The sequence below is a fragment of the Terrabacter lapilli genome, from assembly GCF_039531305.1.
GTDB classification, from domain to species: domain Bacteria; phylum Actinomycetota; class Actinomycetes; order Actinomycetales; family Dermatophilaceae; genus Terrabacter; species Terrabacter lapilli.
This window is the reverse complement of record NZ_BAAAPU010000011.1, coordinates 411,922-425,308: the sequence shown is the minus strand read 5'-3', so window position 1 is coordinate 425,308 and position 13,387 is coordinate 411,922. Positions and strand designations below refer to the sequence as shown.

The window sequence follows — 13,387 nt, the reverse complement described above, 5'->3', positions numbered from 1 at the left end:
CCTAGTGCCCGCCGACCCGGGCACCCTTTCCCGCCCGAACGAGGCGTTCGGGCGGGGCAAGCAGGGCGTATGCCGTCAGGCGGAGCGGCGGCTCAGCGTGAGCGAGGCGAGGGCGAGCGAGCCGACGATGAAGCCGGCGACGACGGCGAGGTCCGTGAGCACGGCGCCGCCCGGGTCGGCGTTGGCGGCGATCTCCTTCATGGCGTCGACGGCATACGACAGGGGCAGCAGGTTGCTGACCCACTCGAGGAAGGTCGGCAGCTGGTCGCGCGGCATGATGAGCCCGCACAGCAGGAACTGCGGCAGGATGAAGGCCGGCATGAACTGCACCGCCTGGAACTCGGTCCGGGCGAAGCCGCTGGCGAGCAGCCCGAGCGCGGTGCCGAGGACGGCGTCGAAGACCGCGACGACCAGGAGCAGCCAGAGGGGTCCGGCGACGTCGAGGCCGCAGACCCAGACGGCGAATCCCGTTGCGACGACAGCCTGCACGGCCGACAGGGCGCCGAAGGCGATGGCATAGCCGAGCATGAAGTCGCCCTTGCCCATGGGCGTCGTCAGCAACCGCTCGAGGGTCCCCGACTGTCGCTCGCGCAGCGTCGCGACGGACGTGACGATGAACATGACCACCATGGGGAAGACGCCGAGCAGCGCCGGGCCGATCGAGTCGAAGACGGGCGTGCCGTCGTAGATCCAGGCGAGCAGTCCGAGCAGCACGCACGGCACGACGAGGATCAGGGCGATGGTGCGGCGGTCGGTGCGCACCTGGCGCAGCACGCGTCCGGAGGTGGCGACGGTGAGTCCGGGGTCGAGGACGGCACTCATGACGCGCTCCTCTCGCCGGAGCGGGCCGCCTCGGCGTCGATGAGGGCCAGGAAGGCGGCGTCGGCGTCCGGGGTCCCGGTCTGCCGCAGGAGCTCGGCGGGCGTCACGTCGGCGAGGACGTGCCCGTCGCGGAGCAGGACGAGCCGGTCGCACCGCGTGGCCTCGTCCATGACGTGGCTCGACACCACGAGCGAGTGGCCGCGCTCGGCGAGGTGGCGGAAGAGGTCCCAGAGGTCGCGGCGCAGCACCGGGTCGAGACCCACGGTGGGCTCGTCGAGCACGAGCAGGTCGGGGCGACCGACGAGGGCTGCGGCGAGCGAGACCCGGGACTCCTGGCCCCCGGAGAGGTCCTGGACGAGCTGGCCGGCCCAGGACTGCAGGTCCACCTCGTCGAGGGTGCGCTCGACCGCCTCACGCAGCTGCGCACCCCGCAGGCCGATGGCGCGGCCGAAGTAGGTGACGTTGTCGCGCACGCTGAGGTCGGCGTAGACGCTCGGGCTCTGCGTGACGTAGCCGACGCGGTTGCGCAGCGCCGGCGAGCCGGCCGGCTGCCCGAGGACGGTCACGGAGCCGGCCTCGATGACCTGGACCCCGACGATGCACCGCATCAGCGTGGACTTGCCCGAGCCGGAGGGCCCGAGCAGGCCGACCACCTGGCCGGCGGGGATCTCGAGGTCGAGTCCGGGGATCACCCGGCGCCGGCCGCGGACGACCCGCAGGCCGCGGATGGCGACCGCCGGTTCGCTGTTATTCATCATGCGATGAAATCTACTCCGGGTTAGCAGCCGTGTCCACGAGATGGTGCTGGAGAACCGGTCCCAGCCCCTCGACGAGCTGCTCCCGCGTCGCGTCGACGAGCGCGGGCAGGCGGATCACGTAGCGGCCGACGATGAGCCCGATGACCTGGGAGGCCGCGAGGGCGCCGCGGAGCTGCGGGTTGGGCGCGCCGGTGCTCGCGGCGACCTTCCCGAACACCTCCCGGCCGAGGAACTCGCGCAGCATCCGCGCCGCCTCGTCGCTCGTCATGCTCGAGCGCACGAGGGCCACGAGCACGTCCCGGCGCTCCGGCGGCTCCCACACCGTCAGGAACGTCTCGACGATGCGCCAACCGAGCCGGTCGACGCCGCCGGCCATGACCCGCTGGATGAGGTCGGCGGGGTTGACCGGCACGTCCAGCGTCTCGACGAAGAGCGCCGCCTTGCCGCCCTCGAAGTAGTGGTGCACGAGAGCCGGGTCGACACCCGCCTCACGGGCGATCCCCCGCATGCTCGCCTTGTCGTATCCCTTGGCCGCGAACGACTTTCGGGCGGCATCGACGATCGCGGCACGCGTGTCGGTGCCGCCGGGGCGGCGTCCCCGCCCTCTCGGCGTCGCCTCGCTGCTGGCCCCCGGCGTCATGCGCTCACGCTATCCCTCGCTCGCACCGTCGCTCGTGACCTCGCGCAAGACCGCCGCGGCGCCTTCGGCGCGCGCCCAGACCGCCCACTCGTACGGCCGGGTCCCGTGGACCGCGTCGCGCGCCTCGGGGTCGGCGCCGGCGGCCAGGAGCAGGCGCACCTGCTCGACGTCGTCCATGAACGCCGCGTCGTGCAGCGCAGTCCGTCCGTCGCGCCGGCTCGGGGTGGCAGGCACCACCGTCACCGCTGGGTCTGCGAGCCCGTGGGCGACGAGAAGTGCAAGCCGGTCGGTGAAGCCGTGGTCGCGGGCCCAGTCCACCTGCCGGGTCAGCATCTCCTCGACGGTCTCCGCAGGCGCACCGGTGCGGCGCGCCCAGATCTCGGACGAGGGCCGGCCGAGCCCGTGAGCAAGGAGCAGCTCGAGGTGGCTGTCGTCGCGGTTGAACATCCGGTTGTAGAGCGCCTGCCGGTCGTTCGGGTCGGCGCCGCGCTCGAGGAGCAGCTCGGCGAGGGACCGCCACTGCGGGTGACGAGGCTGGCGGCCCGGGCCCTGCTCACCCTCGCCGAAGACGCCGGTGAGCGCGGTGAAGGCCGTGGGCAGCCCCTGCCACAGGTATCCGCTGTCGGGGTCGGCGCCCGCATCGAGGAGCACCCGAGCCGACCCGACGGCGTCGACCTGCGGCACACGGGAGTAGACGACGTGGAGGAGCGGCGGCCAGCGGAAGGGCCCGCCCTCCTGCGTCGCGGCCGCGGGGTCCGCGGCGACGTGCGCCCGAAGGGCCTCCGCGTCGCCGGTGACCGCAGCGACGGCAACGTCGCGCTGGACGAGATCGGGCTCGGCCGCGATCAGCTCGGCCGCCCGGGCCCAGCGCTCGGGCCCGTCACGGTCGGTGTACGTCAGGCACGCGAGTGCCACTGCGGCCATTGCGGACTCGGCTCCGGGCGCAACGGGGTCGGGGTCGAGGGCGGCCGGGTCGCGGCTCAGGTCCGCCGCTGCCGCGAGGAAGGCGCGCAGCCGCGGCCAGCTCGCGAAGCCGAGGCGGCGCGCGACGACGAGATGGGCGTCGGCGAGCGCGAAGCCCGAGGGGTCGTCGGGTGCACCCTCGGGGTGGTGCCGCGCCACGCGGCCGATCGCCCAGGACTCTCCGGACCGGACCGCCCGTTGGAGCCGGCGCGCATCGCGGCGCAGGTGCCCGAGGTCCGGGTTGGCGGGCAGGGACAGGGCCATGACGGCCTCCTCTCGTCGTGCCCGCGTGCGCTCGCCGGGCCGAAAGGAGGTCGGACCACGTACGTGTCGTGCCCCAGGGAGGCTGAGCCCCTTCCCGCGCACCGGAGGCGACCTGGACGCCAACGCCAGCGTACGCCGGCGGGGCCACGCGACGGAGCCCGCGGCATACGCCCGCAGCGCCGGGTCTCGGCCGGAGGCCCACAGAGCGGGCAGTGGCGGGCCGGCCGCGAGGTGGGCGACGTAGGGTGATCCGGTGGCTGAAGCACCCCTGGACCTCCCCCGCGTGTGGGTCGAGTTCACCGATCCCGCCGACGCGGGGCAGCGCTACCGCTGCGACCTGACCTGGCTCACGAGCAGCTGGACGTGCATCTTCGGCAACGGCTGCCAGGGCATCTACGCCGGCCGGCCCGACGACGGCTGCTGCACGCTCGGGGCGCACTTCACCGAGAAGGACGACTGGAAGCGCGTGGAGAAGGCGGTCCGGGAGCTCGGCGAGGACGAGTGGGAGTACCACTCCGTCGGCACGGCCACCGGCACCACCAACGACTGGACCGAGAAGGAGGACGGCGCGCGCAAGACGAAGGTCGTCGACGGCGCCTGCATCTTCCTCAACCGCCCCGGCTTCCCCGCCGGCGCCGGCTGCGCCCTGCACCAGCACGCGATCCTCACCGGCGTCGAGCCGCACACGATGAAGCCCGACGTCTGCTGGCAGCTGCCGATCCGGCGCACCTTCCGCACGGTCGAGCTGCCCGACGACACGAGCTACCTCGAGGTGACGATCACCGAGTACGACCGCCGCGGCTGGGGGCCCGGCGGCCACGACCTCGACTGGTACTGCTCGGGCAACCCCGAGGCGCACGTCGGCCGTGAGCCCGTCTACCGCTCCAACGCGCCGGAGCTCATCGAGCTGATGGGACCGGAGGCGTACGCCGAGCTGGCGATCCGCGCCGAGGCGCACCTGGCCCAGGTCAAGGCGGTCCGGGCGCGCGGGGTGCGCAAGCTCCTGCCGCTGCTCGTCCACCCGGCGACGCTCGAGGCCCAACCCGGACTGACCGGCCCCGCGCCGGCCCGGAAGCGCGCCGAATGAGCGAGACCATCCCCTCCCCCAACATCTGGGAGACCCCCGACGTCTACGAGGTCGAGAACCGCGGCGTCGACCGCGCCCACGTCATCGAGGACGCCATGCGCTCGGTCCTCGACTGGTCCGGGCGCGACGTCGTCGACATCGGCTGCGGCACCGGGTTCCACCTTCCGTACTTCGCGCAGGACGCCCGGTCGGTCGTCGGTGTCGAGCCGCACCCACCGCTGGCTTCACTTGCCGCACAACGCATCTCGGGTATGCCGTCCGTCTCGGTCCGCGAGGAGGGTGCGGCCTCGATCGGGGTGTCCGACGGCTCCTTCGACGTCGCGCACGCGAGGTGGGCCTACTTCTTCGGGCCGGGCTGCGAGCCGGGCCTGGCCGAGCTCGACCGCGTGATGCGCCCGGGCGGGGCGGCCTTCGTCATCGACAACGACGCGACCCGGTCGACGTTCGGGCAGTGGTTCAGGCGCGCGCTGCCGTCCTACGACCCGCGGGCCGTCGAGCGCTTCTGGGAGCGGCAGGGCTGGCAGCGCGAGCGCCTCGACATCCGCTGGGACTTCGACTCCCGGGAGGACTTCGAGGCGGTCGTCGGCATCGAGTTCGCCCCCGAGCACGCCGACCTCATCCTGGCCGAGCACCCGGACGCCACCGGCGTCGACTACGCCGTCAACCTCTGGTACCGCCGCTTCTGACCCCTCGGGCCGAATGGTCATTCCTACCCATCGGGCCGCGCCGCAGATGGGCATCACGGCCGACGCGATGGCTCCCTCGCCCTTCCTACCGTCGAAGGACGACCACCAGGAGGGACACCATGGAATCCATCGACACCGTCATCGTCGGAGCCGGCCAGGCTGGGCTCGCCACGGCACGCGAGCTGCTCGACCGCGGACGTGAGTGCGTGGTGCTCGAGCGCAACCACGCGGTCGGCGACGGCTGGCGCCAGCAGTACGACTCGCTGAGGCTCTACACGCCGGCCGCACACGACGGCCTGCCCGGCCTGCGCTTCCCCGGCGACCCGCGCGCGTTCCCCGGCAAGGACGACGTCGCGGCCTACCTCGGCACCTACGCCGATCACTTCCAGCTGCCGGTCCGGCTCGGCATCACGGTCGAGAACGTCACGGCTGCAGTCGATTTCGACGGGTTCGTCGTCACGACGGACCTGGGCGCGATCGAGTGCCGCAACGTCGTCGTCGCGACGGGCACGTTCGGGCGCGCCCCGCACGTCCCGTCCTTCGCCGCCGAGCTCGATCCCGCCATCCTCCAGCTGCACTCGAGCGAGTACCGCCGGCCGACGCAGCTGCGTGAGGGACCCGTGCTCGTCGTCGGCGCCTCGCACTCGGGATGCGACATCGCCTTCGAGCTGGGGCAGGACCGGGCGACGACCCTGGCCGGGCGCGACTGCGGGCAGCTGGGGGTCCGCTGGGACTCGCCCGCGGCGCACGCACTCTTCCCGGTCCTGCTCTTCGCCTGGAGGCACGTCCTGACCCGCCGCACCCCGATGGGACGTCGGGCGATGGCCGGGATCCGGCACCACGGCGGCCCGATGCTGCGGGTCAAGCGCGAGGACCTGGCAGCGCGGGGTGTGGACCGCCGGCTCGAACGGGTGACCGGCGTCACCGGTGGGCGCCCGACCTTGGCCGACGGCACCGTGCTCGACGTGGCCAACGTCATCTGGGCGACCGGCTTCGAGCAGCGCTTCGGCTGGCTCGACCTGCCCGTCGTGGACGACGACGGCTGGCCCCGGGAGTACCGCGGGGTCGCCCGAGACGTGCCGGGCCTCTACTTCTGCGGCCTGTCCTTCCAGTACTCGTTCTCGTCCATGGTGCTGCCAGGGGTCGGTCGCGACGCCGCGTACGTCGCCCGGCACGTCGCACGGCACCGGCCCGAGGCGCGGACGGGCTGGGGCTCAGCCGCGTCGGCTGCCGGCCCCTCGGTCGAGCGCGCCGCCTGACCCGGCGGCGATCCCGTGCTCGAAGGCGAAGGCTGCGGCTGCGGTGCGGCTGCCGACGCCGAGCTTGCCGAAGATGTTCGACAGGTGACGGGCCACGGTCCGCTCGCTGAGGACCAGCTCTTTCGCGATCTCGGCGTTGCTCCGTCCGGCTGCCACCAGCTCCAGGACCTCGAGCTCGCGTCGGCTCAGACCGGCCGGCCGGGTCGGGCGCCCGGTCAGTGCGTCGACCGCGTCGGCGGCGGGCCTGGCGCCCAGCCGGTCGAAGACGGTTCGGGCGGCTGCGAGGCAGCGGTTCGCTGCGTCGATGTCGCCGAGCTCCAGCAGGGCGCGGCCGGTCTCGAGGTCCGCGAGGGCGGTCTCGTACGGCAGGTCGAGCGATGCCGCCGCCTGCCGGGCGCGGCGCAGGTACGGGAGGGCCCCAGGTGCATCGGACTGCGCCAGCTGCACGCGGCCCCAGGCGAGGCCTGCCGCCGCCCCCAACGTCTCGGAGGCGAAGAGTGCCGCGACCTGCTCCAGCTCCTCGGCAGCCCGTCGGGCCTGCACCCCCTCGCCCTGGCCGGCGAGGACCTCGACGACGCCGCCCAGCACCCGGCTACGGGCGACAGCAGGGCCCGGCTCGGCCAGGAGACGGCGGGCCGTCGCCACCGCGGCCATGCGTTGGCCCCGGGCTGCCGCCAACAGGGCCAGGCCCGGCTGTGGCTCGTAGCCGTGGCGGGCGGCGAGCGCGTAGGCCTCCTCCGCCGCAGCGAGGTCTCCTCGCAGCTTCAGGAGGTCACCGCGCTCGCTCGAGGCCTGCCCCACCGCGTCCACTGCGCCCGCCTGGAGGTAGCGGACGATCGCCGCGTCGAGCTCCTCCAGCGCCTCGTCCCACGCCCCCCGTGCACGCATCACCTGGGCCCGGTGCAGGGCGCACTGGCCGGTGAACATCACGAGCGCCGGCTGGCTCGCACACCAGTCGGACAGTCGCCTCGTCCACTCCGAGACCCGGGCGAGGTCCGAGACCTCCTGGCACCCCTCGATGGCGGTGCAGTAGAGGTGTCCCAGGGTGACCGGCTCGCGGACGCCACCCTCTGCCTCCAACATGGACTCGTCGAGGAGGGCGACGCCGTCGACCACCCGGCCCGCGTAGATGGCCATCCGTCCCTGGGCGCACAGTCCCGTCGCGAGCAGGTCCAGGTCGCCGCTGCGCCGCCCGGAGTCCGACGCGGACACGGCGCACGCGGCTGCCTCGTCGATGCGCCCGGTCTCGAGGTGGGTGAACATCCGCACGAAGGCCGTCCATCCCCAGGCGGCCCGGTCAGGTGTGAGACCGCTGACCAGTCGCTCGGCCCGGGCTAGCCATCCCGCGGCGGCAGAGCGTCCGCCCGTGGCCCGCAGGGTCATCGAGAGGCGGACGGCGCACATCGCCGCGGCCTCGTGCTCGCCGTCTGCCGTGCGCGCGTCGTAGGCGCTCGAGTAGCGGTCCACCGCCTCACCCGACCGACCCAGCAGGAGCGCCGCGGCCGCCGACCGTTCGAGGTCCTCGGCGCCGAGGCCGGAGGTGGGCAGCCCGCGCCACGTGTCGTACGCAGCCCGCCACTCGCCACGCTCGAACTCGGCTCTGGCACGGAGCAGCTCGTCGACGACGCCCATGGGCCTCACCCTCCTGTCACGCAGGGTACGCCGGTCCCGCACGCCGGTGGCCTCGTCGTCACACCCACCGGGGTTGCGGAGCGGGGCCCGGTGCGGGAGTGGGCCCGAGCCCGAGCGGCCCCCTCAGTCCACGAGGTCGAGGGCGATGTCGACGATCGGCGAGGAGTGGGTCAGGCCGCCGACCGAGATGAAGTCGACGCCTGTCTCGGCGTAGTCGCGGGCCACCTCGAGCGTCATGCCACCAGTGGCTTCGATCTCGACGGGTTCGCCTGCGGCGCGGAGCAGCTCGACCGTCTCGCGCAGCACCTCGACACTCATGTTGTCGCACATGACGAACCGCGCCCCGGCGTCGTAAGCCTCCTGCGCCTCGGCCGGCGTCGTCACCTCGACCTGGACGTCGACATCGGGGAAGCGTTCCCGGACCAGGGCGTACGCGGCCGCCACCGACCCGGCGGCGAGCTTGTGGTTGTCCTTGATCATGGCTACGTCGTAGAGGCCCATCCGCTTGTTGGTCCCGCCGCCGCAGCGCACCGCGTACTTCTCGAGCCAGCGCATCCCCGGAGTCGTCTTGCGGGTGTCGAGCACCATCGCCCCGGTCCCCTCCAGCGCGTCGGCCCACCGCCGGGTGTGCGTCGCCACGCCGGAGAGCCGGCTGAGGACGTTGAGGACCGTGCGCTCCGCGACGAGGATGACCTGCGTCGGCCCGGTCAGCCGCGCGATCACGTCGCCCCGCTCGAGGCGCGCACCGTCGTCGGCCACGACCTCCACCGCCGGGACCTCCCCGCCGATCTGCTCGGCGACCGCCGACAGCACGAGCTCGATCACCGGCACCCCGGCGACGACGCCCGGCGCTCGGGCGACGACCTCCGCGGTGCGCGTCTGGCCGGCCGGGATCGTCGCGAGCGTGGTCACGTCGAGGCCCTCGGGCCCGAGGTCCTCGCGCAGCGCCACCGCCACCAGCTCGTGCGCCCACTCGAGCGGGAACCCGCTCAGCCCGTCACCGCTCACGCCGTCTCCTCCGGTCCGTCCACCGAGTTCGTATGCCGCACAGCCGGGTTCGATCCGACCGCACCGTCCTCACGGTCCTCGTCGAGGACGTCGACCGGCACCGAGGCGTCGAGATCGAGGCCCTCCAGGTTCGAGCGCGGCACCGGCACCACCTCTGCCGTCAGGACCCCGGCCGCCGAACGCCGGAGGTGCACGTGGTGCAGGAAGTGCTCGTCGTCCCGCGTCGGGAAGTCCTCGCGCACATGACCGCCGCGCGTCTCCTCACGCAGCGCGGCGGCATACGCGAGCGCTCGTCCGAGGTGCAGCAGGTTGGTCGTCTCCCAGCTCTTGGGGCCACCCTGCCGGTCGGCGTCCTCCGTCGACGCGCGCGCGGCGAGGTCGGCGAGGGCCTGCTCCGTCGCGGCCAGCGAGTCGGCCGAGCGCACCGTTCCGGCTCCGGCCGTCATGGCGCGCTGGACGTCGATGCGGCGCTTGCCCCGCAGCAGCTCGGGCCGGCCGTCGGGCGGGACGGGCGTCGTCTCCGGGAGCTCGCCGGAGCCGAGGCGGGCGGTGAGGTCGTCCGCGATGCGGCGGGCGAAGACGAGCCCCTCGAGCAGGGAGTTGGAGGCGAGCCGGTTGGCCCCGTGCACGCCGGTGCACGAGGTCTCCCCGCATGCGTAGAGGCCCTCGAGGGAGGTGCGGCCGTGCAGGTCGGTGCGCACGCCGCCGCTGGCGTAGTGCTGCGCCGGCGCGACCGGGAGCAGCTGCGTCGCCGGGTCGAAGCCGAGCTCGCGGCAGCGCGACACGATGGACGGAAAGCGCTGCTCGAGGAACTCCGCCCCGAGGTGGCGGCAGTCGAGGTAGACGTGGTCGGTGCCCGTCTCGCGCATGCGGCGGATGATGGCGCGGGCCACGACGTCGCGCGGCGCGAGGTCGGCGAGGGGGTGCTGGCCCTGCATGAACCGCTCTCCTGCCCCGTCGACGAGGAAGGCCCCCTCCCCGCGGACCGCCTCGGAGATGAGCGGCTGCTGGCCGGTCGAGCCCTCGCCGAGGTAGAGCACCGTCGGGTGGAACTGGACGAACTCGAGGTCGGCGAGCACCGCGCCGGCCCGCAGCGCGGCCGCCATGCCGTCGCCGGTCGCGACGGACGGGTTCGTCGTCGAGGCGTAGATCTGGCCCAGCCCACCGGTGGCGAGCACGACGGCGCGCGCGTGCGCGGCCCCGACGCCGTCGACCTGGCCCTCACCGATGACGTGGAGCGTCACGCCGCAGACGCGCTCATCGGCATCCTTCAGCAGGTCGACGACGAGGGCGTGCTCGATCACCTCGATGCCGGGGTCGTCGCGCACCCGGTCGAGCGCGGCGATGAGGGCGCGGCTGATCTCGCGCCCTGTCGCGTCGCCACCGGCGTGCAGGATGCGGTCGCGGTGGTGGCCGCCCTCACGCGTCAGCGAGATCTGTCCGGTGTCGCCGCGGTCGAAGTCGGCGCCGAGGGCGATGAGGTCCCAGACGGCGTCGGTGCCCTCGGTGACGAGCGCATGCACGGCCTCGACGTCGCAGAGACCGACCCCGGCCACCAGCGTGTCGTGGATGTGCTCGGCCGGGCTGTCCTCCGGCGACATGACGGCGGCGATGCCGCCCTGCGCCCAGGCCGTGGACCCCTCGTCGAGCACCGTCTTGGTGACGAGCAGCACGCGGTCGACCCGGCGCCGCAGCCGCAGTGCCGTCGTCAGGCCGGCGATGCCCGACCCCACGACGATGACGTCGGCCGTGGTGGTCCAGCCGGGCTCGGGCGCGCGCAGCCGCCGCGGGACCGTGATGCCGCTGTCGTTCATGACCACCTTCTCGATGAGGACGCCCCGGGCTTTCCCCTTGCGGGCGCCGTGCCCCATACCGTATGCCGCAGGCTCACCTGCCGTGGACGAGGCTGTCCTGGGTGACCGCCGAGGTGTGCAGGCCGAAGCCCGCGGGCACGTCCCCGGCGTCGTGACCCGTCTCGACGACGCGGTTGTCGCGGTCGACGAAGACGACGTTGGGCTCGAAGGTGCGTGCCTCCGCATCGTCCATGGCGGCATACGCGATGACGATGACCGTGTCACCCGGCGAGATCAGCCGAGCAGCGGCGCCGTTGATGCAGACGATGCCGCTGCCCCGCTCCCCCTCGATGGCATACGTCGTCAAGCGGTTGCCGTTGTCGACGTCGACGACGTCGACCTGCTGCCCCGGCCACAGGTCGGCGGCGTCCATGAGGTCGCGGTCGATGGTCAGCGAGCCGACGTAGTGCAGGTCGGCCTGCGTCACCGTGGCTCGGTGGATCTTGGAGTGGAGCATGAAGCGCTGCACTGGATCTGTCCTCGGGAGAAGGGGATTCGGTGAGGCGACGGCGGACGCGTCAGGGTTGGGCGAAGGTCTCGAGCGCGCCGCCGCCGGGCCCGACGAGCACCGGCAGGTTGTCGATGAGCCGGGTCGTGCCGACCCGGCCCGCCACGGCCAGCAGGGCCTCGCCGCGGTACCACTCCGGCACGTCCTCGAGCGTGTCCGGATGGACCAGCACGAGGTAGTCGACGAGGGCCAGCGGCTCGCGCACCAGCACGGCACGGGCCGCCCGGCGCACGGCCGACGGGCCCTCGGCCGCGGCGGCAGCGCCCGCCCGCAGGGCCGCCGACAGGCACAGGGCGGTCTCCCGGTCGGACGGCGTGAGATAGGTGTTGCGGCTCGACATCGCCAGGCCGTCGGGCTCACGTACCGTGGGCACGGCGACGACCCGCACCGGGAAGTCGAGGTCGCGGCACATCCGGCGGATGAGGAGCAGCTGCTGGGCGTCCTTCTGGCCGAAGTAGGCCGCGCTGCAGCGGGTCAGGTGCATGAGCTTGGCCACGACCGTGAGCATGCCGTCGAAGTGCCCGGGCCGCGCCTGGCCCTCGAGGACGTCGCCGAGCGGGCCGGCCGAGATGCGCACGCCCGGGTCGCCCTCGGGATAGACGACGTCGGGCGTCGGCGCGAAGACGAGGTCCACGCCCGCCTGCGTGCAGATCTCGAGGTCCGCGTCGAAGGTGCGCGGGTAGCGGGAGAGGTCCTCCTTGGGCCCGAACTGCAGCGGGTTGAGGAAGATCGTGACGACGACGTGCCGGTGCGCCGCGCGGGCCTGCCGGATCAGCGTGGCGTGCCCCTGGTGCAGGGCGCCCATCGTCATCACCACCGCGACGTCGCCGTCGTCGAGGCGGGCGCGGGCCTCGCGCAGCTCGTCACGGGTTCGGGCGACGACGGGCGTGGCGGCGCCGCGCCCGGGTGCTGGCTGCGAACCGGTCGCGGAATCGGGCTGGGCCGGCTGGGCGCCCGGCTGGGCGCCTGGCAGGGCGGCGGTCACGGTGGGTCCTCCTCGTGCGCGAGCAGCTGGAGCAGCGGGTCGGCGACGTCCGCCCGGAGGCGACCGCTGAGCAGCGCCCGCTGCGCCGTCGCGCGGGCCAGCGCCAGGTAGGTCGGGCGGATGTCCGGGGCCACCGTGCGCAGCATCGCGACGTGCTCGGCCACGGTACCGGCATCGCCGCGCGCGACCGGTCCGGTGAGGGCTGCGTCACCCCGCTGGAGCGTGTTGGCGAGCGCGGCGCCGAGGAGCGGCTCGAGCACCCGCGCCGGGTCGTCCACGCCGGCCTCGCCGAGCAGCTGCATCGCCTGGGCCACGAGCGTCACGAGGTGGTTGGCGCCGTGGCTCAGGGCGGCGTGGTAGGTGACGCGGTCCTCCTCGGCCACCCACACCGGGTCGCCGCCCATCTCGATGACCAGCGCCTCACCGACCGGGCGCGCGAGGTCGGTCGTCGTCACGCCGAAGCAGCAGTCGGCCAGGCGGTCCAGGTCGAGCGGCGTCCCGGTGAACGTCATCGCCGGGTGCAGGGCCAGCGGCACGATGTCGCTGCCGGCGGCGGCCTCGAACACCGAGATCCCGTGCGCCCCGGAGGTGTGCATGACCAGCTGCCCGGGCGTGAAGGTGCCGGTGGCGCTCAGCCCGGCCACGAGGTCGGCCAGGGAGTCGTCGGGAACGGCCAGCACGACGAGGTGGGCGCCCGCGACCACCTGCGGCACCGGCCTGACCGGCACGCCCGGCAGGAGCATCGCGGCGCGCTCCAGGCTCGCCTCGCTGACCGCTGACACCCCGGTCACGACGTGGCCGGCCCTGGCGAGGGCGGCTCCGAGGACGGCGCCGACCCGTCCGGCGCCGACGATGCCGACGTCGAAGCGGGCAGGGCGCTCGGAGGGGCTGCTCACGCACGGCACGCTATCGCCTACAGTCC

Annotated in this window: 13 protein-coding genes; 3 read left to right on the top strand and 10 right to left on the bottom strand. The window is 73.6% G+C overall.

Annotation, left to right across the window (positions count from 1 at the left end; translation table 11 throughout):
• Positions 1–75 precede the first annotated feature (75 nt).
• The 4 genes from ABD241_RS19510 to ABD241_RS19495 are packed head-to-tail and all read right to left on the bottom strand — an operon-like array spanning position 76 to position 3,447.
• Positions 76–822 (bottom strand): ABC transporter permease, encoded by a 747-nt coding sequence (locus tag ABD241_RS19510; protein ID WP_344066762.1) that lies wholly within the window; start codon positions 820–822, stop codon positions 76–78.
• Entirely contained in the window at positions 819–1,580 is a 762-nt protein-coding gene (locus tag ABD241_RS19505; RefSeq protein ID WP_425580835.1) for an ABC transporter ATP-binding protein, read from the bottom strand. The genes ABD241_RS19510 and ABD241_RS19505 overlap by 4 nt, the downstream gene beginning before the upstream one ends.
• 10 nt (positions 1,581–1,590) lie before the next feature.
• Positions 1,591–2,220 carry a TetR/AcrR family transcriptional regulator gene (locus ABD241_RS19500; protein ID WP_344066759.1) on the bottom strand — a complete coding sequence of 210 codons (630 nt, stop codon included), beginning with the start codon at positions 2,218–2,220 and terminating at the stop codon, positions 1,591–1,593.
• 9 nt (positions 2,221–2,229) lie between these two features.
• Positions 2,230–3,447: an ankyrin repeat domain-containing protein gene (locus ABD241_RS19495; RefSeq protein ID WP_344066756.1), complete on the bottom strand. Its 1,218-nt coding sequence runs from the start codon at positions 3,445–3,447 to the stop codon at positions 2,230–2,232.
• A gap of 253 nt (positions 3,448–3,700) precedes the next feature.
• On the opposite strand from ABD241_RS19495, the gene ABD241_RS19490 reads away from it, so the two are divergent.
• The 3 genes from ABD241_RS19490 (at position 3,701) to ABD241_RS19480 (ending at position 6,479) form a co-directional block, all read left to right on the top strand.
• Positions 3,701–4,534 carry a DUF3109 family protein gene (locus ABD241_RS19490; RefSeq protein ID WP_344066753.1) on the top strand — a complete coding sequence of 278 codons (834 nt, stop codon included), beginning with the start codon at positions 3,701–3,703 and terminating at the stop codon, positions 4,532–4,534.
• Positions 4,531–5,220: a class I SAM-dependent methyltransferase gene (locus ABD241_RS19485; protein ID WP_344066750.1), complete on the top strand. Its 690-nt coding sequence runs from the start codon at positions 4,531–4,533 to the stop codon at positions 5,218–5,220. The genes ABD241_RS19490 and ABD241_RS19485 overlap by 4 nt, the downstream gene beginning before the upstream one ends.
• A 119-nt stretch (positions 5,221–5,339) precedes the next feature.
• The gene (locus tag ABD241_RS19480; protein WP_344066747.1) at positions 5,340–6,479 is read left to right on the top strand and encodes a flavin-containing monooxygenase; all 1,140 of its coding nucleotides are present in this window, start codon (positions 5,340–5,342) and stop codon (positions 6,477–6,479) included.
• On the opposite strand, the gene ABD241_RS19475 is transcribed toward ABD241_RS19480, so the two are convergent.
• The 6 genes from ABD241_RS19475 to ABD241_RS19450 all read right to left on the bottom strand — a co-directional run bounded on the left by ABD241_RS19475 (position 6,435) and on the right by ABD241_RS19450 (position 13,370).
• Positions 6,435–8,111 (bottom strand): LuxR C-terminal-related transcriptional regulator, encoded by a 1,677-nt coding sequence (locus ABD241_RS19475; RefSeq protein ID WP_344066744.1) that lies wholly within the window; start codon positions 8,109–8,111, stop codon positions 6,435–6,437. The genes ABD241_RS19480 and ABD241_RS19475 overlap by 45 nt on opposite strands.
• Positions 8,112–8,234: 123 nt before the next feature.
• Positions 8,235–9,119 carry a carboxylating nicotinate-nucleotide diphosphorylase gene (nadC, locus tag ABD241_RS19470; RefSeq protein WP_344066741.1) on the bottom strand — a complete coding sequence of 295 codons (885 nt, stop codon included), beginning with the start codon at positions 9,117–9,119 and terminating at the stop codon, positions 8,235–8,237.
• On the bottom strand, positions 9,116–10,933 hold the full coding sequence (locus ABD241_RS19465; protein WP_344066738.1) for an L-aspartate oxidase: 1,818 nt from the start codon (positions 10,931–10,933) through the stop codon (positions 9,116–9,118). Before ABD241_RS19465 ends, nadC begins: the two co-directional genes overlap by 4 nt.
• Positions 10,934–11,006: 73 nt before the next feature.
• On the bottom strand, positions 11,007–11,429 hold the full coding sequence (gene panD / locus ABD241_RS19460; protein WP_344066736.1) for an aspartate 1-decarboxylase: 423 nt from the start codon (positions 11,427–11,429) through the stop codon (positions 11,007–11,009).
• 61 nt (positions 11,430–11,490) lie between these two features.
• The gene (gene panC, locus ABD241_RS19455) at positions 11,491–12,465 is read right to left on the bottom strand and encodes a pantoate--beta-alanine ligase (protein ID WP_425580834.1); all 975 of its coding nucleotides are present in this window, start codon (positions 12,463–12,465) and stop codon (positions 11,491–11,493) included.
• Complete coding sequence (locus ABD241_RS19450) at positions 12,462–13,370, bottom strand: Rossmann-like and DUF2520 domain-containing protein (protein ID WP_344066733.1); 909 nt, start codon at positions 13,368–13,370, stop codon at positions 12,462–12,464. The genes panC and ABD241_RS19450 overlap by 4 nt, the downstream gene beginning before the upstream one ends.
• Between the last annotated feature and the right edge of the window lie 17 nt (positions 13,371–13,387).

Bases quoted from the DNA above. Each gene is read 5' to 3' on its own strand.
- ABD241_RS19480 (WP_344066747.1), top strand. From the start codon at position 5,340: ATGGAATCCATCGACACCGTCATCGTCGGAGCCGGCCAGGCTGGGCTC.
- ABD241_RS19500 (WP_344066759.1), bottom strand. From the start codon at position 2,220: ATGACGCCGGGGGCCAGCAGCGAGGCGACGCCGAGAGGGCGGGGACGC.
- ABD241_RS19475 (WP_344066744.1), bottom strand. From the start codon at position 8,111: ATGGGCGTCGTCGACGAGCTGCTCCGTGCCAGAGCCGAGTTCGAGCGT.
- ABD241_RS19485 (WP_344066750.1), top strand. From the start codon at position 4,531: ATGAGCGAGACCATCCCCTCCCCCAACATCTGGGAGACCCCCGACGTC.
- ABD241_RS19505 (WP_425580835.1), bottom strand. From the start codon at position 1,580: ATGATGAATAACAGCGAACCGGCGGTCGCCATCCGCGGCCTGCGGGTC.
- ABD241_RS19510 (WP_344066762.1), bottom strand. From the start codon at position 822: ATGAGTGCCGTCCTCGACCCCGGACTCACCGTCGCCACCTCCGGACGC.
- panD (WP_344066736.1), bottom strand. From the start codon at position 11,429: ATGCTCCACTCCAAGATCCACCGAGCCACGGTGACGCAGGCCGACCTG.
- ABD241_RS19495 (WP_344066756.1), bottom strand. From the start codon at position 3,447: ATGGCCCTGTCCCTGCCCGCCAACCCGGACCTCGGGCACCTGCGCCGC.
- ABD241_RS19465 (WP_344066738.1), bottom strand. From the start codon at position 10,933: ATGAACGACAGCGGCATCACGGTCCCGCGGCGGCTGCGCGCGCCCGAG.